The organism is Streptomyces sp. Ncost-T10-10d (assembly GCF_900091955.1).
Lineage (GTDB): Bacteria > Actinomycetota > Actinomycetes > Streptomycetales > Streptomycetaceae > Streptomyces.
Genome location: NZ_FMDF01000040.1, coordinates 1 through 19,192, shown reverse-complemented (window position 1 = coordinate 19,192; position 19,192 = coordinate 1). Strand labels below are relative to the sequence as shown.

Below are 19,192 nucleotides of genomic sequence, written 5' to 3'. Positions count from 1 at the left end.
GGCGGGCATCGGGGGCGCCACGGGTGCGGCGGGCGCGGCGGCGGGCTCCTCCTCGACCGAGACGCCGAAGTCGGTGGCGATACCGGCCAGTCCGTTCGCGTAGCCCTGGCCGACCGCGCGGGCCTTCCAGGCGCCGTTGCGGAGATAGACCTCGATGACCACGAGCGCCGTCTCGGTGCCCAGCCGGGGCGGGGTGAAGGTGGCGAGCACACTGCCGTCGTCGGCGTTGCGTACGGTCGCGGTGGGCTCGATGCCCTGGAAGGTCTGGCCCGCCGCGTCCGGGCTCGCCGTGACGACGATCTTCTCGATGCCGGACGGGACCGCGGTGGTGTCCACCACGATCGCGTCCGGTGCGGTGCCGCCGCCGGAGCGGTAGGTCACGCCGGGGCCGGCGGGCTGGTTGTAGAAGATGAAGTCGTCGTCGGAGCGCACCTTGCCGTCGGCGGTGAGCAGCAGGCCCGAAACGTCGAGCCGCACCGGTGCGGAGACGTCCACTGCCACACGGGCGGCGGAGAGAGGGATGTTCGAGCCGGGGGTCATAGCGGTCATGCACGGGGTAACGAACGACCTGGCTTTGCCGTTCCCTTACCTTCCCCGCCTTGGCGCACTCTTGGCGCGGCCGGGCGGCCGGACCGGTTGCCGGCCGGACCGGCTAGTGCGGCCAGATCGGCGGGTTGGTGCAGAAGTGGCCGCCGAGGTGGGCGTGGTCGGGGTTGTCCGGGTCCAGCTCACCCTGTTCGGCGATGAGCCCGGCCGCGTACGGCTCGGAGTCGTCCCTCGGCTCGTATCCGAGCGAGCGGGCCGTCGTCAGGTCCCACCACAGCCGGGTGTTGTCGGACGAGCCGTGGACGACGGTGTGCCGCACGTCCTCGGCGGTGAGTGCGGCGTGGAAGAGCCGGGCGCCGTCCTCGGGGCTCATCCAGACCGAGAGCATCCGTACGGATGTCGGTTCCGGGAAGCAGGAGCCGATGCGTACGGAGACGGTCTCCATGCCGTGCCGGTCCCAGTACAGCTGGGCGAGGTCCTCGCCGAAGGACTTGGACAGGCCGTAGAAGGTGTCGGGGCGGCGCGGGGCGTCCACGGGGATCGGCGGATCGCCGGGGAGCGGGCGGGGAGTATAGCCGACGACGTGGTTGGAGGAGGCGAACACGATGCGCCCGACGCCCTCTTCGCGCGCGGCCTCGTAGAGGTTGTACGTCCCCTCGATGTTCGCCCTCAGGATCTTGTCGAACGAGGCTTCCAGGGAGATGCCCGCGAGGTGGATGATCGCGTCGACACCCCGTACGGCCTCGCGCAGCGCCTCCTTGTCACCGAGATCGGCCGTGATCGCGCCCGGCTCGCCCTCGACCGGGGCGACGTCGAAGAGGCGGAGCTCGTAGCCGTACGCGGGCAGAAGTCCGCGCATCAGGGTGCCGAGGCCGCCGGCGGCGCCGGTGAGCAGGACGGTGCGGGGAGCGGGCATGCGCGGATCTCCTCGGTGCATAGGTGCACGCGCGCGGCCTGCGCGTGCGTGCACGGCCCCTGCGACATGTACGCGTGGGGCGTCAAATCCATGGACGACATTCATATGCATGGACAAGCTAAGAAGTCATGACGTACTGCGTCAAGTGTCGGGCGCCTCTCGTGCGGAGCCTCCCGCGGAGTCGGTAACTCCGCCTTCGTGATCGGACGGGTTGCGCGTTCCCGCCTTGACCTGTGCCGGGCTGCTGCCTTAGCGTGAAGGCGTTCATGAATATGGACACCGATCAGAATTGTGCACGCCTGAACCTGCTCAGGGAGCGCCCGTGACCTCAGCCCCTCTTGCCGCCCGACTCACCCGTGTCGCCGGGCCGCTCTTCTTCCCCGTCACCGCGTACGGACCGGACGGCGCGATCGATGTCGACGCCTTCCGCGCGCATGTACGGACCGGTATCGACGCCGGTGCGGCTGCCGTCTTCGCCTGCTGCGGCACCGGTGAATTCCATGCGCTGACGCCGGAGGAATTCCGCCTCGTCGTCGCCGCGGCCGTCGAGGAGACCGCCGGAGAGGTGCCCGTCGTCGCGGGAGCCGGATACGGCACGGCGCTCGCGATCCAGTACGCGAAGCTCGCCGAGGACGCGGGCGCGGACGGGCTCCTCGCCATGCCCCCGTATCTCGTCCTCGCCGACCAGGCAGGGCTGCTGAGCCACTACGCGGCGCTCGCCGCGGCCACCGGTCTGGAGACGATCGTCTACCAGCGCGACAATGCCGTCTTCACCCCGGAGACCGTCGTCGCACTGGCCGGGACGCCCGGCATCATCGGTCTCAAGGACGGCTACGGCGACCTCGACCTGATGCAGCGCATCGTCAGCGCCGTCCGTACCGAACTGCCCGGCCAGGACTTCCTCTACTTCAACGGGCTGCCCACCGCCGAACTCACCGGCCCCGCCTACCGGGGCATCGGCGTCACTCTCTATTCCTCCGCCGTCTTCGCCTTCGCACCCGACATCGCGCTCGCCTTCTACCGGGCGCTGGACTCCGGCGACGACGATCTCGCGGGCGCGCTCCTCGACCACTTCTACCGGCCGCTCGTCGAATTGCGTGCCAAGGGCCGCGGCTACGCGGTCTCGCTCGTCAAGGCAGCCGTCCGGCTGGGCGGCCTGGACGTGGGCGAGGTCCGTACCCCGCTCACCGAGCCGCCCGCCGCTCACATCGAGGAGCTCACCGAGATCATCGCGCGCGGCCGGGCCCTGCTGGAGAAGTACGGGCAGGGGCGGCGCGGGTGAAGACCTCCGCCTTCCTCTACCCGTGGGACGTCGTCGGCGACCCGGACGCGGCCACCCGCGTCGCCGACCTGGGAGTCCAGCAGGTGACGCTCGCCGCCGCCTATCACTCCACCCGGGCGCTGACCCCGCGCCACCCCGGCCGCCGCATCGTCACTGCCGAGCATGCCGCGGTGCTGTACCCACCGGACACCGCCCGGTGGGCGGGGCGTGAGCTGCGTCCGTACGAGCAGTCCTGGGTGGCCTCGGACGACCCGTACGCCGAGGCCGCACAGGCCCTGACCGACGCCGGTCTCGAGGTGCACACCTGGGTGGTCCTCGCGCACAACTCCCGGCTGGGCGCCGAGCACCCGGACACCTCCGTGGTCAACGCCTACGGCGACCGCTATCCGTGGGCGCCGTGCATCGCACGACCCGCGGTGGGCGAGTATCTGGTCGCTCTGGCGGCGGAGGCGGCGGTACGAGGCGGCGCGCGCGGCACCGAGCTGGAGTCCTGCGGCTGGTACGGCTTCGCGCATCTGCACGCCCACGACAAGATCGCGGGTGTCGGCCTCGGGGACGCGGCGCAGTATCTGATGTCGCTCTGCTTCTGCCCCGACTGCCGGACCGGATATGCGGAACACGGGCTGGAAGCCGATGAGTTGGCCGCGGCCGTGCGGCGTGCGCTGAAACCGGCCTGGTCCGGTTCCGGTTCCCCGGAGGCCGGGTGGGCGGGCATCGAGAAGCTCCTCGGTGCCGACCTCGCCGCCGCCACCCTCCAGTGGCGCGTCCGGGTGGCCCGTACGCTCCAGGAGTCCGCGGTCGCCGCCGTACGGGCGGCGGCGGAGCCGGGCTTCCAGGTGCTGCTGCACGCCGACCCCGCCCCGTACCGCTGTGGTGCCAACGTCGGTGTCGACCCGGAGCACATCCTGTCCGTGGCGGACGGTGTGGTGCTGCCCTGCACCGGTGGCGACGCGGCGCGCGAGGCCGTACTCGGCCCGTTCGCCGGGCGCGAGGGCGTGCTCGCGGCCAACTTCACCGTGGTCACGGGGATGGGCGGCAGCCCCACCACGCTGGAGCGCGACGCCGCGCATGCGGCATCGCGCGGCGCGAACCAGCTGCGCCTGTACCATGCCGGGCTGGCCTCCGGCCCGGACCTCAGGACCGTCGCCCGAGCACTGTCACGCCTCGGTCGGTGAAGGAAGCGGGCCGGTGGGGGCGTCCGTCAGCCGTCCCCAAGCTCTCAACTCCGTTCGAGCAGGGGAGACTCCATCCGCCGGCCCGTGACCAGCAGGGCCGCCGTCAGCAGCGCCGCGGCAGCGACCACCGGCAGCAGCACCCGGATGTCCACCAGCGCCACCAGCCCCGCACCGAGCGCCAGCGCCACCGCGTTCGGCACCATCATCAGCGTGTTGGCGGTCGCGACGGTACGGCCCAGCAAGGCGTCCGGGGTCTCCCGCTGCACCGCCGTCATCGCGGCGATCAGTACACACGGCAGCCCGATCCCGATGGCCGCGCTCGCCACCAGCGCCACCGCGTCGTACGGCAGCGCCCGTACCCCCACCGCCACCGCGAACAGCGCGATCCCGGCCGCCGTGAACACCCGCTCCGGCAGCCGCCGCAGCAACGGTCCGGCCACCAGCCCGACAGCGACGGACCCGGCGCCCTGCACCGCGTACAGCACCCCCGCGTACGCGGGGGAGTGCCCGAGACCGTCATCGACGACGGCATAGATCACGGCCCCGTTGAGCCCCGCGCACAGCATCGTCACCGACGCCGCCAGCACGAGCGGCCGCAGCACCGCTGACCCCCACACCTGTCGCATGCCCGCGGCGAATTCGTCCCTCCGGCCGGCCGGAGGGGCCGTGGCCGGCTCCCGTACCGGCAGCAGCGCGTAGACCCCGGCCGCCAGTGCGAACGACACCGCGTCCAGCAGTGCCACCGCACCGCCCCCGTACCGGGCGTACAGCCCGGCGCCGGTCAGCGGCGCCAGCAGCTTCATCCCTTCGCCCGCCATCATCCGCAGCCCGTTGAAGTCACCCAGCAACCGGGCGTCGACGGCCCCGGCGACCAGCGCCGACTCAGCCGCGTCCATCAGTACGGAACTCGTTCCGTACAGGACGAGCACGGTGAACAGGATCCAGATCCGCCCCGCCGAATCGACCAGGAGCAGCGAGGCCAGCAGCCCCGCCATGACGAGATTCGACCAGACGAGGAGCGGCTTTCTGGGGAGCCGGTCGGCGATCAGCCCGAGCGCGGGCCCGATCAGCACCGGCAGCCACATGGCGAACACGGCGAGCGCCGCCAGACTGTCCGACCCGGTGAGGGACTTGACCCAGACCCCGGCCGCGAGCCACATCGCGGACGTCCCGAAACCGGAGACGACGACCGCCGTGAGAAACAGCCCCGCCGTTCGGTCCCGCAGCACCCTTACCGTCGCCGACCCCGCCATCGCACCCACCGAAACCCTCCCGACCCGCACGCTCGTTAGGTGTTCAGGCTGGTGCCCAAGGGCGTCCGACGGCATCGGGCAGATGCCCTACCCCTGTCCGGCCCGGCGCGTCGGCCCTGCGCCGGATGTACGGCGCATGCCGGATGTCCGCGAAGTTCTTTTGTCGGAAGCGTTGACGAAACATTCGGCTCCGCTCTAGCTTCATCGCGTCGTACTTCGTACGTCATATATGAGACGCGATATGCGAGATGTGAGAGCCCTTCACCCATGACCTTTGCGACGCCCACCCCGATTCCGTCCCGCACCCAGTACGTGCTGGAGGCGATCAAGCACGCGATTCTCACCGCGCAGCTGAGACCAGGGCAGGCGCTTGTCGAGACCGAGCTCGCCGCACAGTTCGGGGTGTCCAAGACGCCGGTGCGCGAGGCGCTCAAGACCCTTGCCGGTACCGGACTCGTCGTCATGAGCCAGTACAAGGGCGTCACCGTGCGCCTGGTCGACGCGGCCATGGCGCGGGAGGTGTACGACGTGCGTCTGCTCCTCGAACCGGAGGCGCTGCGGCGCTCCATCACCCGCAGGGCCTCGCTCGATGCCGCCCAGGAGGCCCTGGAGCGGGCCGACTCGGCCGGCGACAAGGCGGACAGGTCGCTCGCCAACCGGGACTTCCACCGGGCGCTCTACATGCCCTGCGGCAATCCGCTGCTGGCCCGGATGCTCGACGAGGTCCGCGACCAGGCCGCACTGGTGTCGACCGTGGCCTGGGCGACCATCCCGTCCTGGGAACGGGAGGCGGCCGAGCACCGCGAGATCCTGCGGCTCGCGCTCGCCGACGACGCGGACGCCGCGGCCCGGGCCCTGCACGATCACATCGCGTCGTTCGTCAGCCGCGCGTTCCCCGAGGGAGCAGAGACCGAGGGGGACCGGGCATGAACCGCCGGCACACCGAAGAAAGGCCTGTCCGCATGGACTTCACATCGCTGAAGGCGGCCCTCGCAGATGTCGTGGCGATCCCGGTGACCCCGTTCGCCGAGGACGGGACCATCGACACGGCCGCCCACCGAGGACTGCTTCGGCGGCTCCTCGACGGCGGTGTGCGCACCCTCACCCCGAACGGCAACACCGGGGAGTTCTACGCGCTCACCCCCGAGGAGCGGCGCACCGTCACCCAGCTGACCATCGACGAGACCGGTGACCGTGCCACGGTCCTGGTCGGCGTCGGGCACGACGTGCCGACCGCGGTCGCCGCCGCCGAGCACGCACGTGACGCCGGTGCCGCGATGGTGATGGTGCATCAGCCCGTACACCCGTATGTCTCGCAGGACGGCTGGATCGACTACCACCGGGCCATCGCCGGGGCCGTCCCCGGGCTCGGCGTGGTCCCGTACATCCGCAACCCGCAGCTCGGCGGCGAACGCCTCGCCGCGCTCGCCGACAGCTGCCCCAATGTCATCGGTGTGAAGTACGCCGTACCGGACGCCGCACGGTTCGCCGCCTTCGCCCGCGACGCCGGCCTGGACCGCTTCGTCTGGATCGCCGGTCTCGCCGAGCTGTACGCCCCCGCCTACTTCTCCGCCGGTGCCACCGGCTTCACCTCCGGGCTCGTCAATGTCGCCCCCGGCGTCTCGCTCGCCATGCTGGAGGCGCTGCGGGCCGGTGACCATCCGGCCGCGATGAAGGTCTGGGAGCAGATCCGCCGTTTCGAGGAACTGCGCGCCGACCGGCAGTCCGCCAATAACGTGACGGTCGTCAAGGAGGCCCTCGCCTCGTTGGGACTCTGCCGCCGCGATGTCCGCCCGCCCAGCCGGGTACTGCCCGAGGCGCAGCGCGACAAGGTCGCCGACGAGGTCGCCGGGTGGTCGATATGACAGCCCGGGGCGGCGGAATCGGCCCCGAGGAGCTGCGCAGCCACCAGTGGTACGGGACGGACGGGCTGCGCGCCTTCAGCCACCGGGCCCGGACGAGGCAGCTCGGCTACCTCCCCGAGGAGCACCTCGGCAAGCCCGTCATCGCGATCCTCAACACCTGGTCCGACATCAACCCCTGCCACGTCCATCTGCGCGACCGTGCGCAGGCGGTCAAGCGGGGCGTCTGGCAGGCGGGCGGCTTCCCGCTCGAATTCCCGGTCTCCACGCTGTCGGAGACGTTCCAGAAGCCGACCCCGATGCTCTACCGCAACATGCTGGCGATGGAGACGGAGGAGCTGCTGCGCTCCTACCCGGTCGACGGAGCCGTGCTGATGGGCGGCTGCGACAAGTCGACGCCCGCGCTGCTGATGGGCGCGGCCTCCGTCGACCTGCCGACCGTCTTCGTGCCGGCCGGGCCGATGCTGCCGGGGCACTGGCGCACCGAAGTCCTCGGCTCCGGAACCGACATGTGGAAGTACTGGGACGACAAGCGTGCCGGGCTCATCGGCGACTGCGAGATGGCCGAGCTGGAGAACGGGCTGGCGCGCTCACCCGGCCACTGCATGACGATGGGCACCGCATCGACCCTGACCGCCGCCGCCGAAGCACTCGGCGTCACCGTGCCGGGCGCCTCCTCGATCCCGGCCGTCGACTCCGGACACGACCGGATGGCCGCCCAGTCGGGACTGCGGATCGTCGAACTGGTGTGGCAGCAAAGGCAGTTGTCGCAGATACTCACCGCGGAGGCGTACGAGGACGCCGTCGCCACCGTTCTCGCGCTCGGCGGCTCCACCAACGCCGTCATCCATCTGATCGCCATGGCGGGCCGCTCCGGAATCAAGCTCACCCTCGACGACTTCGACCGGATCGCCCGTACCGTGCCGGTTCTGGCCAATCTCCGCCCGGGCGGCCAGTACCTGATGGAGGACTTCCACTTCGCCGGCGGGCTGCCCGGTTTCCTGGCCCGGCTCACCGACGTACTCCATCTGGACCGGCCCACCGTTTCGTACGACACCCTTCGTGAACAGCTCGACGGGGCGCTCGTCCACAACAGCGATGTCATCCGGGAACGCGACAACCCTCTGGCGGACGAGGGCGGCGTCGCGGTGCTGCGCGGCAACCTCTGCCCGGACGGAGCGGTGATCAAGCACATCGCCGCCGAGCCCGCACTGCTGCGCCATACCGGCCCCGCGGTCGTCTTCGACGACTACAAGGAGATGCAGCGCACCATCAACGACCCGGCCCTGGCCCTCACCCCGGACCATGTGCTGGTGCTCCGCAACGCAGGCCCCAAGGGCGGGCCCGGCATGCCCGAGTACGGCATGCTGCCGATCCCCGACTACCTGCTGAAGCAGGGGGTACGGGACATGGTGCGGATCTCCGACGCCCGGATGAGCGGCACCAGTTACGGGGCGTGTGTGCTGCACATCGCGCCCGAGTCGTACGTCGGCGGGCCGCTCGCCCTGGTCCGCACCGGTGACCCGATCACCCTGGATGTCGAGGCGCGTCGTCTCCATCTCGACGTATCCGACGAGGAGTTGGAGCGGCGCAGGGCCGCGTGGACGCCGCCGCCCACCCGGTACGGGCGCGGGTACGGAGCGCTTTACCACGACCAGATCACCCAGGCCGACACCGGCTGCGACTTCGCGTTCCTGGCCCGGCAGGGAGAAGTGCCCGACCCCTACGCCGGCTGAACGACCGTACGCCGACGGAACCTCCACCGCACCGCCTGTCCGAGATGTCGAACGCCGTGCGGCAAGCGCTTGCGCGCTCAACGCATCACTCCAGCACTTGAGAGAGAACGGAGACGTGTCATGGCCCAAGCCGCCGCTGTGGCCACACCGCCCAAGGTGCCCCGGCGCCGCTCCGCGAGCCCCCGCCGACTGCCCTATCTGCTGATCGCCCCCGCGGGGCTGCTGATGCTGGGCTTCATCGCCTACCCGGTGATCAGTGTCTTCTACTACAGCCTGCAGAACTACAACGTCACCAAGCCATGGCGGAACGGCTTCGCCGGCTTCGACAACTTCACCCGGATCTTCACCGAGGACGACCAGTTCTGGACGACGCTCGGCTTCAGCGCCCAGTGGGTCGTCACCCAGGTCGCGCTCCAGCTGACCCTCGGCCTCGCGCTCGCCCTGATCGTCAACCAGACCTTCATCGGCCGGGGCATCGCCCGCGCCATGGTCTTCTCGCCCTGGGCCGTCTCCGGTGTACTGACCAGCACCATCTGGATCCTGCTCTACAACTCCTCGACCGGCTTCAGCCGCTACCTCGCGGACGCCGGGATCGGTGACTACGGCACCTCCGTGCTCTCCGACACCGGCACCGTCTTCTGGGCCGCGACCGTCGCCGAACTCTGGCGCGGTGTCCCCTTCTTCGCCATCCTCATCCTTGCCGACCTGCAGTCCGTCTCCAAGGAGCTGTACGAGGCGGCAGCGGTCGACGGCGCCGGGCGGCTGCGCCAGTTCTTCCACATCACCCTGCCGCACCTGAGGGACGCGATCATCCTCTCCACGCTGCTGCGCGGCGTCTGGGAGTTCAACAACGTCGACCTGCTCTACACCCTCACCGGAGGCGGACCGGCCGGCGAGACGACCACCCTGCCGCTCTACGTCGCCAACACCGGCATCGAGGGCCACGACTTCGGCTACGCCTCCGCGCTCACCACCGTCGCCTTCGTGATCCTCCTGTTCTGCTCGATCGTCTATCTGCGCCTGAGCAAGTTCGGAGGCGACCACAAGTGACTGCCGCACTCGCCGAGAAGCACACCGGCACCGTCCCGGAGCCCGTGCCCGACACCGAGCCGCCCACCGCGCACCGCCCTCGCGGGCGTGAGCGCGCCTTCGACGACGTACCGCGCCTGCAGATCTACGTACCACTCGGTATCTATCTGCTCTTCACCCTCGTCCCGTTCTACTGGATGTTCCTCTTCGCCGTTCGGCCCACCGGATCCACCTCGCTCGTGCCGTGGCCGATGACGGGGGAGCACTTCTCCAAGGTCTGGAACGAGCGGAGCTTCGCCGTCTTCTTCCAGAACAGCATGATCGTCGGCGTCTGCACCCTGATCGCCACGACGCTCGTCGCCCTGGCCGGCGGCTATGCCCTCGCCCGGTTCGACTTCAAGATCAAGGGCGCCTTCATGCTGGCGCTGCTCTGCTCGCAGTTCATCCCCGGCGCCCTGATGCTCGTACCGCTCTTCGAGATCTTCAAGAACCTCCAGATGATCAACTCCCTCGGGAGCGTCGTCATCGCCGAGACGGTCTTCCAGCTGCCGCTCTCCATCATCCTGATCAGCGGATTCATCAAGAACGTCCCGGCCAGTCTGGAAGAGGCCGCCTGGGTGGACGGCTGTTCGCGCTTCCGGGCCTTCTGCGCGGTGGTGCTGCCGCTGCTGCGCCCCGGACTGATCGCCGTCGGCTCCTTCGCCTTCGTGCACAGCTGGAACCACTTCCTGTTCGCCCTGATGTTCCTCAGCGAGCAGGACAAGCAGACGATCCCGGTCGGCCTGAACACCCTCATCGGCGCGGACAGCGTCGACCTGGGCGCGCTCGCCGCGGGCGGTGTGATCGCCGCGGTGCCCGTCGTGATCGTCTTCGCCTTCATCCAGAAGTGGCTGATCACCGGGTTCAGCGCCGGTGCGGTGAAGGGCTGATGGCCGTGGAGCGCCGCGCAGTCCGCACCCCGCACGCCCGGTCGAGAAGGACCTCACGATGACCACGCGACCCACCGCCCTCCCGATCGTCCTCGCGGGCGCCCGCGGCCACGGCCGCTGGCACCTCGCCAACATCCGCCGCCTTCAGCACCAAGGCCTCGTCCGCCTCGTCGGCATCTGCGAACCGGCCCCGCTGTCCGACGACGAGCTCGTAGCCGTCGCCGGTGAACTGCCCGCGCAGTCAGCCGACTTCGGTGCGCTCCTCGACTCCACCGGAGCCCGCGCCGCAGTCATCTGCACCCCCATCCAGACCCACACCGAACTGGCGCTGACCGCCGCCGCCCGCTCCGTCCACCTCCTGCTGGAGAAACCACCCGCCGCGACGTACGCCGACTTCGCGCGCATGACCGACGGGGTGCGGGCGGCCGGCATCGCCTGCCAGATCGGCTTCCAGTCCTTCGGCTCGCACGCAGTGCCCGCCGTCCGGGAACTCGTACGCTCCGGAGCCATCGGCACCCTGCGGGGCATCGGCGCCGCAGGCGCCTGGGTCCGCGACGACGCCTACTACCGGCGTGCGCCCTGGGCGGGCCGGCGCAGGATCGGCACCGTCGACGTCGTGGACGGTGTCCTCACCAACCCCCTCGCCCATGCCGTCGCCACCGCACTCGAACTCGCCGACCGCGGGCGGGCCGAGGACGTCGCGTCCATCGAGACCGAGTTGTTCCGCGCTCATGACATCGAGGCCGACGACACCTCGTGCGTCCGCATCACCACCACGGACGGGCTGCCCGTCACCGTCGCCGTCACCCTCTGCGCCGAACAGGCCGGGGAGCCGTACGTCATCGTCCACGGCGACCGGGGCCGGATCACCTTCTGGTACAAGCAGGACCGAGTGCTCGTCCAGCGCGCCGGACACGGACCGCAGGAGACCGTGCACGGGCGCACCGACCTCCTGCACAACCTCGTCGAACACCTCGCCGGGCACGCCGAACTCCTCGTACCGCCGTACCGCACCGGCGCGTTCATGCGGGTCGTCGAGGCCGTACGGACCGCCCCGGAGCCCGCCGCCCTGCCCTCCGACGCCTGGCACACCGAACCGGCGACGGCTTCCGCCGGAGCCCGCCGCGTGGTCCGCGGCATCGACGCCACGGTCGCCGAGGGCGCCGACACTCTCACGCTCTTCTCCGAACTCGGCGTCCCCTGGGCGCAACCCAGCGAGGTGGGTACCCCATGACGACCGCACTCCTGAGCTGCGCCGGACGCCCCGTCGGCCGCTACACCTTCCTGCCCGCCCCCGAGGGCCGCCCCTACTTCCACCCGGTCACCACCCTCGCGGGCGTGCCGGTCACCGAGGAGCGCCCGGCCGACCACCTCCACCATCTGGGTACCTCGGTCGCCGTCCCGGACGTCGCCGGGCACAACTTCTGGGGCGGCCGCACCTTCGTACGCGACCAGGGCCCCACCGCACTCGACAACCACGGGATCCAACGCCATCTCGGCTGGGAACTCCGCGACTGCGACGGCTTCGTCGAGGAGCTCAGCTGGGTGGCGGACGACACCGAGCTGCTGCGCGAGCACCGCACCGTCGCCGTCGCCGAACTCTCCGACACCGCCTGGGCGCTGGACCTCTCCTTCTCGCTCACCAACCGTGGCGCCGACGACCTCTCCATCGGCAGTCCCGCCACCAACGGCCGTCCAGGCGCCGGATACGGCGGCTTCTTCTGGCGCGCCCCGAAGGAACCCGCCGCACCCGCCGTGTTCAGCGGCTTCGACGACGGCGAGGAAGCGGTCCACGGGCGGGTCGCCGACTGGGTGGCCATGACGGGCGACGGCTGGACCCTCGTCTTCGCCGGCGCGACCGACGAGACCCGGCGCGACCCGTGGTTCGTCCGGACCACCCAGTACCCGGGCGTCGGCTCCTGCCTCGCCGCCGCCGAGCGGCTGCCGGTCCCGGCCGGTGCCACCGTCGTACGCCGCGTGATCACCGTCATCGCCGACGGCCGGCTCGACCGGGCGACGGCGGCCGCACACGTCCGCCGGGCGGTGACCGCGTGAGCCGTCCCTGGACCGCCGACCTCGGCGACGGCACCTACCGCAATCCGGTCCTGAACGCCGACTGGTCCGACCCCGAGCCCTGCTCGGCCTCTTCGCCACCGCACCACCGGCCGGGCCGGGACCGGCGGGGACGGCCGGCTTCACCCGCTTCCGCGCCACCGACCGAACCGCACCAGCACCGACAGAACCCAGAGAGAAGAGCCGACCATGAACATCTCGAAGACACAGCGCGGACGCACCGCGGCAGCGATGTCCCTCGCGACGGTGCTCGCCCTCACCGCCACCGCCTGTGGTGACGACGGCAGCGGGGCGGCGGGAGCCGAAGGCAGCGGCAAGGGCAAGGTCGTGTTCTGGGACAACAACGGCGGCGTCCGCACCGACATCTGGAAGGAGATCATCGCCGACTTCGAGAAGAAGTACCCGGAGATCGACGTCCAGTACGTCGGGGTGGCCGCCCCCGAGGCCCAGTCCAAGTACGACAACGCCATCCAGGGCGGCGGTCTGCCGGACGTCGGCGGCGTCGGCGCGGCCATACTCGCGGGGATCGCCGCCCAGAACGCGCTGGAGCCGCTGGAGGACCGGGCCGCCAAGTCCTCCCTCGACGGCAAGCTGAACGAGAGCATGGTCGAGTCGGTGAAGGCGGCCGGCGGCTCCGACAAGCACATGTACAACATCCCGGTCTCCGCGAACAACGGTGTCCTGTACTACCGCACCGACCTGTTCAAGAAGGCGGGCCTGGCCGAGCCGACCACCTGGGACACCTTCTACGCGGCCGCCGACAAGCTCACCGCGGCCAGGAAGAACGAGTTCGGCTACACCATCCGCGGCGGCGCCGGCTCCATCGCGCAGGCGATGGACGCGATGTACGGGCAGTCCGGCATCACGTCCTTCTGGGACCCGAGCGGTGAGAAGACCACGCTCAACGACCCGAGGAACGTCGAGGCGCTGGAGAAGTACGCGGCCCTCTTCAAGAAGGTCACCCCGTCCGCCGACCTCAACAACGACTTCATCAAGATGGTCGCCCAGTGGGACTCCGGCACCATCGGCATGCTGAACCACAACCTGGGCTCCTACCAGGACCACGTGAAGGCCTTCGGCGTCGACAAGTTCCGTGGCATCCCGCAGCCCACCGGCCCCGGCGGCAAGCGGGTCCAGGTCTCCAACCCGGTCGACGGCCTCGGCCTGTTCAAGACCTCCAAGAACAAGGAGGCCGCCTGGAAGTTCATCGAGTTCGCCGCCTCCCACGAGGCGAACTCGAAGTTCAACGAGACGGCGGGCCTCATCCCGGCCAACACGGAGGCGGCCGAGGACGCCTGGATCTCCAAGGCCGAGCCGACCGAGCTCGCGGCCCAGGCCCTGACCGACGGTTCCACCACCATCGTCCAGCTCCCCTACTACCTGCCGGACTGGAACACCATCAGCAAGGCCGACAACGAGCCCGAGTTCCAGAAGGTGCTGCTCGGCAAGACCACCGCGAAGGCCTTCCTGGACAAGATGGCCGATGAGCTGAACAAGGCCCAGGCGGAGTGGAAGCAGCAGAACAAGGGCTGATCCGGCCGACCGTCACGTCACGGCCGGAACCCCGGTGACCCGGGGCCGGCGGCGGTCCGGGTCGCGCCCCGCCGCCGGTCCCGCCGAAGTCCCGCTCCGGCGTCGAGCGCCAGGAGCCGGTGGTGTGCGCGCCGCCGGTGAGCGCGATCCGCAGCTCCACGGCGAGGGCGGAGAGCGTGCCGGAGGCGGGCGGCGCGGAGGTCATGGGCCGGATTCCGACAGCCGGAGCCCGGCCTCCGCGCCTGCCCCTTCTCACCCCTCGCTCACCCCTTGAGCGCCGCCTTCATCATCTTCTGCGCGATCGGCGCCGCCAGACCGTTGCCGCTGACCTCCGAGCGGGCCGCACCCGAGTCCTCGACCACCACGGCCACCGCGACCTCCTTGCCGCTGGAGTCGTCCTTCGCGTACGAGGTGAACCAGGCGTACGGGGTCTTGCTGTTCTCCACGCCGTTCTGCGCGGTACCCGTCTTGCCGCCCACCTCGGCCCCGGCGATCCGGGCGTTGGTGCCGGTGCCCTCTTCGACGACGGTCACCATCGCGCTGCGCAGCTGCTCGGCGGTGGACTGCGAGACGACCCGCTTCGTGTCCCCGTCCGCGAAGTCCTGCAGAGTGTTGCCCTTGGAGTTCGTCACCTCGGACACCATGTGCGGTGCGGCCAGTTCACCGCCGTTGGCGAGGGCGGCCGAGACCATGGCGACCTGCAGCGGCGTCGCGGTGACCTCGAACTGGCCGATGCCCGTCAGCGCCGTCTGCGGCTTGTCCATGCCTGACGGGTAGACGCTCTTGGCGGCCCGTACCGGCACATCGAGCTTCTCGGTGTTGAAGCCGAACTTCTCCGCCATCGCCCTGACCTTGTCCTGGCCGAGGTCGGCGGCGACCTTCGCGAAGACGTTGTTGCAGGAGTACTGGAGCGCGGTGCGCAGTGTGGCGTTCTCGCACGGGGCCGAGGCGCTCTCGTTCCTCAGGACGGTGCTGGTGCCGGGCAGGGTGTACGGATTGGGGCTGTCCGTGCGCTCGTCGACGGAGCCGTACAACCCGTCCTCCAGCGCCGCGGCCGCCACCACCAGCTTGAACGTCGAACCGGGTGCGAGCGGCTGCCGCAGCGCACGGTTGACCAGCGGTTTGTTGTCGTCGCCGAGCAGTTTCTTCCAGGCGTCGCCGTCCGTCGTCCCGCTGATCGTCGACGGGTCGTACGAAGGGGTGGAGACCATGCCGAGGATCTGCCCGGTCTTCGGGTCGATCGCGACCGCCGCACCCTTGTCGTTGCCGAGCGCCTCGTACGCGGCCTTCTGCACATCGGGGTCGATCGTCGTCAGGACGTTGCCGGGAGAAGCCTGCTTGCCCGTCACCAGGTCCATCGGGTTCTTCAGCCGGTCGTCGGTGCCGTCCAGCACATGGCTGTAGATCCCCTCCAGCTGCGTGGCACCGTACGCCTGTGAGCTGTAGCCGGTGACGGCCGAGTAGAGATCGCCCTTTGTGTAGGTGCGCTTGTACGCGAGGTCGCTGTCCACCGTCCTTTTCGACCCGGTGACCGGGTTCCCGGCCACGATGATGTCGCCGAGCGGCTGCGCGTACTGCGCGATGGTGTTCCGCCGGTTGTGTTCGTCGTCTGCGAGCGCCTGTGCCTGGTACGCCTGCACCCAGGTCGCCCGCACCAGCAGGGCGAGGACCAGCAGCAGACAGAAGACCGAGGCGTGCCTGATCGTTTTGTTCATCCCGCTGGGGGGACGAGCGGGGCGTCGTGCGGCGTTCCCGGTTGTGCCGTTTCTCACCGATTCCTCATGATCGGCCGGTTCGCGCCGGGGTGGCCGGGACGGCCCCGGGGCGCCGCCCCCGCGTCACCCCGGCAGGGTGAACAGCAGCTCGTCGGTGTCCTCGCCGCGGGCGTGCGAGAACCCGTGGTCCTTGCCGGTGACGGCGAACCCGCACTTCTCCAGCACCCGGCGCGAACCGGTGTTGTCGGCCGCGGCCCGTGCGTGCAGCGGGCGCTCCGGTACGACGTCGAGCAGCGCGCGCAGTGCGGCCGTCGCGAGCCCACGGCCCCAGTGCACCCTGTCGATCCAGTAGGTGACCTGGCGGTCGTCCGGCGGCCCGTACGCCCCGGCGTTGCCGACCACCACGCCGTCCACGACCACCGCCCGCATCACGATGGAGCCGTCGGCCAGGATCCGGCGCCAGTGGGCGTCGAACGCATGCCGGTCGGTGGGGTCCTCGCTGGTGAAGGCGGCCGTCCTGACCGATTCCGGGTCGGACATGAACGCGAAGAACAACGACAGATCGCTGTTGCGCACCTGGCGCAGGGCAACCCGCATGATCAGAGCCTCCGGGTGGCCAGCGTCAGCCGGTCCCGCGCGTCGAACAGCGCGTCCTTCACCATCTGCTCGTGCGCGGGCGTGAGCCGGGCGACCGGCACCGAGCAGCTGATGGCGTCGCGGGCGGGGGTGCGGTACGGGATGGCGACGCCGAAGCAGCGAAGCCCGAGGGTGTTCTCCTCGCGGTCCACCGCGTAGCCCTGCTCACGGATGAGGTGCAGCTCCTCGATGAGCTTCTCGCGGTCGGTGATGGTGTGCTCGGTCAGCGCGGGCAGCGTCTCGGGGAGCATCTTGCGGACCTGCTCGTCGCTGTGGGTGGCGAGCAGCGCCTTGCCGAGCGAGGTGGAGTGGGCGGGCAGTCGACGGCCGACGCGGGTGAAGGGGCGCAGATAGTGCTGGGACTGCCGGGTGGCGAGGTACACCACGTTCGTCCCGTCGAGGCGGGCCAGGTGGATGGTCTCCGTCGTGTCGTCGGAGAGCCGGTCCAGGGTCGGACGGGCGGCCGCGACGACCTCGTCACCGTCGATGTACGAGGTGCCGACCAGCAGGGCCCGTACGCCGATCCCGTACCGCGTGCCCGTCGCGTCGGTCTCCACCCAGCCCAGCTCCACCAGGGTGCGCAGCAGCATGTAGAGGCTGGACTTGGGATAGCCGACGGCCTCCTGCACCGCGGCGAGCGAGTGCATGCCGGGCCGCCCGGCGAAGTATTCGAGGAGTTCCACGGTCCGCACCGCGGACTTGACCTGTGCCCCACCAGACTCGGCAACCGACATCGCCCTACGCCCCTTCCAGCCCACTTACGAAACCCTGCGACTCCTTGCCACACTGAACGCCCGGAAATAGAGTCGCTTCATATTCACGATCGGGAACTCTGTTCAGAATACCGAACAACTTCTGATGTGTGGCAGTGGAGCGGAAGGAATCACGGTGGCAGCAGCACCAGTCTGGAGTGTCGACCCCCGCACCGGGAACCCGCGTGAGCAGGTTGCGGTGGAGGCTACAGCGGAGGAGGTCGACCGCGCGGTCCGGGCCGCCCATGCGGTACGCGACTCGCTCGCCGACCGCACCGTGCGCGCCGCGTTCCTGCGTACCGCGGCCGATCTGCTCACCGAGGCCGGGGAGCACGTCATCGAGGCCGCCGACGCGGAGACCGCACTCGGCCCGGCCCGGCTCACCGGTGAACTCGCCCGCACCGCAGCCCAGTTGCGGGCCTTCGCGGAGGTTGTCGACGAGGGCGCCTTCCTCGACATCCACATCGACCACGAGGACACCACCAGGACCCCGCCGTGGCCCGACCTGCGCCGCTACAAGATTCCGCTCGGGGTCGTCGCCGTGTACGCGGCCAGCAACTTCCCGCTCGCCTTCTCCGTCCCCGGCGGCGACACCGCGAGCGCACTGGCGGCCGGCTGCCCGGTCGTCGTCAAGGCGCACCCCGACCACCCCGCCACCTCCGAGCTGTGCGCCTCCGTACTGCGCCGGGCCGCTGCGCAGGTCGGACTGCCCGAGGACGTACTGATCCTGGTCCACGGCTTCGAGGCGGGCATCGAGCTGATCAAGCACCCGCTCGTCGCCGCCGCCGGCTTCACCGGCTCGGTACGCGGCGGCCGCGCCCTGTTCGACGCGGCGGCGGCCCGCCCCGCCCCCATCCCCTTCCACGGCGAGCTGGGCTCCCTGAACCCCGTCGTCGTCACCGAGGCGGCCGCCGCCGAGCGCGGCGAGCAGATCGGCGCCGGGCTCGGGGGCTCGATGACCATGGGCGCGGGCCAGTTCTGCACCAAGCCCGGCTTCGTCCTGGCCCCGGCCGGCGAGACCGGCGACCGGCTGCTGAAGTCCCTGACCGAGACGGTCAGTGACACCGAGGCCGGGGTCCTGCTCGACCACCGGATGCGCGACGCCTTCCTCGCAGGGGTACGCGAACGGGCTCAACTCCCCGACGTGGAGGCCCCGGTCACCCCCGGAGCGGGCGGCGACCACACCGTCGCGGCCGGCTTCCTGACCGTACCGGCGCACCTCCTCACCGCCGAGGGCCCGCACGACGCGCTCCTGGAGGAGTGCTTCGGCCCCGTCACCGTCGTCGCCCGGTACTCCTCCGAGGACGAGATCACCGCCGTCCTCTCCCGGCTCCCCGGCAACCTCACCGCCACCCTCCAGGCGGCCACGGACGGCGCCGACGCCGACGCCCCCGGGCTCCTCGCGGCCCTCACCCCGCTGGCCGGCCGGGTCCTCGTCAACGGCTGGCCGACCGGCGTTGCCGTCGCCCCCGCCCAGCACCACGGCGGCCCCTACCCTGCCACCACCTCCACCTCCACCTCGGTCGGCGCGACCGCGATCGAACGCTGGCTGCGCCCCCTCACCTACCAGACGACCCCCGAGGCCCTGCTCCCGCCGGAACTCCGCGACGACAACCCCCTGAACCTGCCCCGACGAGTGGACGGCCGCCGCGCATGACCCCGCACCTTCCCGAACTCCCCTTCGACCTGAGTCCGTTCGGCCCCGAGGCCGAGTGGACGTACGACAACGGCGTACTGACCGGCCGGGCGGGCGCC

At 70.5% G+C, this 19,192-nt stretch carries 17 protein-coding genes; 11 read left to right on the top strand and 6 right to left on the bottom strand.

What is annotated here, in order from left to right:
• On the bottom strand, nucleotides 1-549 hold a 549-nt coding region (locus tag GA0115254_RS04570; protein WP_176739982.1), incomplete at its 3' end, for a TerD family protein.
• Between the two features lie 103 nt (nucleotides 550-652).
• Nucleotides 653-1,462, bottom strand: a complete 810-nt coding sequence (locus GA0115254_RS04565) for an NAD-dependent epimerase/dehydratase family protein (RefSeq protein ID WP_093893981.1) — start codon at nucleotides 1,460-1,462, stop codon at nucleotides 653-655.
• A gap of 322 nt (nucleotides 1,463-1,784) precedes the next feature.
• On the opposite strand from GA0115254_RS04565, the gene GA0115254_RS04560 reads away from it, so the two are divergent.
• Both GA0115254_RS04560 and GA0115254_RS04555 read left to right on the top strand, forming a co-directional pair.
• The gene (locus tag GA0115254_RS04560) at nucleotides 1,785-2,744 is read left to right on the top strand and encodes a 5-dehydro-4-deoxyglucarate dehydratase (RefSeq protein ID WP_093893980.1); all 960 of its coding nucleotides are present in this window, start codon (nucleotides 1,785-1,787) and stop codon (nucleotides 2,742-2,744) included.
• On the top strand, nucleotides 2,741-3,919 hold the full coding sequence (locus GA0115254_RS04555; RefSeq protein ID WP_093893979.1) for a hypothetical protein: 1,179 nt from the start codon (nucleotides 2,741-2,743) through the stop codon (nucleotides 3,917-3,919). The genes GA0115254_RS04560 and GA0115254_RS04555 overlap by 4 nt, the downstream gene beginning before the upstream one ends.
• A gap of 44 nt (nucleotides 3,920-3,963) precedes the next feature.
• Here the strand turns inward: GA0115254_RS04555 and GA0115254_RS04550 are convergent, their stop codons facing one another.
• On the bottom strand, nucleotides 3,964-5,172 hold the full coding sequence (locus GA0115254_RS04550) for an MFS transporter (RefSeq protein ID WP_093893978.1): 1,209 nt from the start codon (nucleotides 5,170-5,172) through the stop codon (nucleotides 3,964-3,966).
• A 267-nt stretch (nucleotides 5,173-5,439) separates the two neighbouring features.
• On the opposite strand from GA0115254_RS04550, the gene GA0115254_RS04545 reads away from it, so the two are divergent.
• The 8 genes from GA0115254_RS04545 (at nucleotide 5,440) to GA0115254_RS04510 (ending at nucleotide 14,334) form a co-directional block, all read left to right on the top strand.
• Entirely contained in the window at nucleotides 5,440-6,102 is a 663-nt protein-coding gene (locus GA0115254_RS04545) for a GntR family transcriptional regulator (RefSeq protein WP_093893977.1), read from the top strand.
• 32 nt (nucleotides 6,103-6,134) lie between these two features.
• Entirely contained in the window at nucleotides 6,135-7,037 is a 903-nt protein-coding gene (locus GA0115254_RS04540) for a dihydrodipicolinate synthase family protein (RefSeq protein WP_093893976.1), read from the top strand.
• On the top strand, nucleotides 7,034-8,770 hold the full coding sequence (gene araD / locus GA0115254_RS04535) for an L-arabinonate dehydratase (RefSeq protein WP_093893975.1): 1,737 nt from the start codon (nucleotides 7,034-7,036) through the stop codon (nucleotides 8,768-8,770). The genes GA0115254_RS04540 and araD overlap by 4 nt, the downstream gene beginning before the upstream one ends.
• A gap of 120 nt (nucleotides 8,771-8,890) precedes the next feature.
• On the top strand, nucleotides 8,891-9,820 hold the full coding sequence (locus tag GA0115254_RS04530; protein ID WP_093893974.1) for a carbohydrate ABC transporter permease: 930 nt from the start codon (nucleotides 8,891-8,893) through the stop codon (nucleotides 9,818-9,820).
• Nucleotides 9,817-10,728, top strand: a complete 912-nt coding sequence (locus tag GA0115254_RS04525; protein ID WP_093893973.1) for a carbohydrate ABC transporter permease — start codon at nucleotides 9,817-9,819, stop codon at nucleotides 10,726-10,728. The genes GA0115254_RS04530 and GA0115254_RS04525 overlap by 4 nt, the downstream gene beginning before the upstream one ends.
• Nucleotides 10,729-10,786: 58 nt before the next feature.
• The gene (locus GA0115254_RS04520) at nucleotides 10,787-11,962 is read left to right on the top strand and encodes a Gfo/Idh/MocA family protein (RefSeq protein WP_093893972.1); all 1,176 of its coding nucleotides are present in this window, start codon (nucleotides 10,787-10,789) and stop codon (nucleotides 11,960-11,962) included.
• Nucleotides 11,959-12,783, top strand: coding sequence for a DUF6807 domain-containing protein (locus tag GA0115254_RS04515; RefSeq protein ID WP_093893971.1), 825 nt, complete (start codon nucleotides 11,959-11,961; stop codon nucleotides 12,781-12,783). The genes GA0115254_RS04520 and GA0115254_RS04515 overlap by 4 nt, the downstream gene beginning before the upstream one ends.
• A gap of 207 nt (nucleotides 12,784-12,990) precedes the next feature.
• The gene (locus GA0115254_RS04510) at nucleotides 12,991-14,334 is read left to right on the top strand and encodes an ABC transporter substrate-binding protein (protein WP_093893970.1); all 1,344 of its coding nucleotides are present in this window, start codon (nucleotides 12,991-12,993) and stop codon (nucleotides 14,332-14,334) included.
• A 263-nt stretch (nucleotides 14,335-14,597) separates the two neighbouring features.
• Here GA0115254_RS04510 and GA0115254_RS04505 read toward each other — a convergent pair whose 3' ends face one another.
• The 3 genes from GA0115254_RS04505 to GA0115254_RS04495 all read right to left on the bottom strand — a co-directional run bounded on the left by GA0115254_RS04505 (nucleotide 14,598) and on the right by GA0115254_RS04495 (nucleotide 17,419).
• Complete coding sequence (locus GA0115254_RS04505) at nucleotides 14,598-16,049, bottom strand: peptidoglycan D,D-transpeptidase FtsI family protein (protein WP_093893969.1); 1,452 nt, start codon at nucleotides 16,047-16,049, stop codon at nucleotides 14,598-14,600.
• Nucleotides 16,050-16,172: 123 nt separating this feature from the next.
• Nucleotides 16,173-16,646, bottom strand: a complete 474-nt coding sequence (locus tag GA0115254_RS04500; RefSeq protein WP_093893968.1) for a GNAT family N-acetyltransferase — start codon at nucleotides 16,644-16,646, stop codon at nucleotides 16,173-16,175.
• 2 nt (nucleotides 16,647-16,648) lie between these two features.
• On the bottom strand, nucleotides 16,649-17,419 hold the full coding sequence (locus GA0115254_RS04495; protein ID WP_093893967.1) for an IclR family transcriptional regulator: 771 nt from the start codon (nucleotides 17,417-17,419) through the stop codon (nucleotides 16,649-16,651).
• 154 nt (nucleotides 17,420-17,573) lie between these two features.
• On the opposite strand from GA0115254_RS04495, the gene GA0115254_RS04490 reads away from it, so the two are divergent.
• Nucleotides 17,574-19,094, top strand: a complete 1,521-nt coding sequence (locus GA0115254_RS04490) for an aldehyde dehydrogenase (NADP(+)) (protein WP_093893966.1) — start codon at nucleotides 17,574-17,576, stop codon at nucleotides 19,092-19,094.
• The last annotated feature ends 98 nt before the right edge of the window (nucleotides 19,095-19,192 follow it).

What these genes read in the sequence shown, in the direction of transcription:
- GA0115254_RS04565 (WP_093893981.1), bottom strand. Translation starts at nt 1,462, where the DNA reads ATGCCCGCTCCCCGCACCGTCCTGCTCACCGGCGCCGCCGGCGGCCTC.
- GA0115254_RS04550 (WP_093893978.1), bottom strand. Translation starts at nt 5,172, where the DNA reads ATGGCGGGGTCGGCGACGGTAAGGGTGCTGCGGGACCGAACGGCGGGG.
- GA0115254_RS04545 (WP_093893977.1), top strand. Translation starts at nt 5,440, where the DNA reads ATGACCTTTGCGACGCCCACCCCGATTCCGTCCCGCACCCAGTACGTG.
- GA0115254_RS04540 (WP_093893976.1), top strand. Translation starts at nt 6,135, where the DNA reads ATGGACTTCACATCGCTGAAGGCGGCCCTCGCAGATGTCGTGGCGATC.
- araD (WP_093893975.1), top strand. Translation starts at nt 7,034, where the DNA reads ATGACAGCCCGGGGCGGCGGAATCGGCCCCGAGGAGCTGCGCAGCCAC.
- GA0115254_RS04530 (WP_093893974.1), top strand. Translation starts at nt 8,891, where the DNA reads ATGGCCCAAGCCGCCGCTGTGGCCACACCGCCCAAGGTGCCCCGGCGC.
- GA0115254_RS04520 (WP_093893972.1), top strand. Translation starts at nt 10,787, where the DNA reads ATGACCACGCGACCCACCGCCCTCCCGATCGTCCTCGCGGGCGCCCGC.
- GA0115254_RS04515 (WP_093893971.1), top strand. Translation starts at nt 11,959, where the DNA reads ATGACGACCGCACTCCTGAGCTGCGCCGGACGCCCCGTCGGCCGCTAC.
- GA0115254_RS04510 (WP_093893970.1), top strand. Translation starts at nt 12,991, where the DNA reads ATGAACATCTCGAAGACACAGCGCGGACGCACCGCGGCAGCGATGTCC.
- GA0115254_RS04505 (WP_093893969.1), bottom strand. Translation starts at nt 16,049, where the DNA reads ATGAACAAAACGATCAGGCACGCCTCGGTCTTCTGTCTGCTGCTGGTC.
- GA0115254_RS04500 (WP_093893968.1), bottom strand. Translation starts at nt 16,646, where the DNA reads ATGCGGGTTGCCCTGCGCCAGGTGCGCAACAGCGATCTGTCGTTGTTC.
- GA0115254_RS04495 (WP_093893967.1), bottom strand. Translation starts at nt 17,419, where the DNA reads ATGTCGGTTGCCGAGTCTGGTGGGGCACAGGTCAAGTCCGCGGTGCGG.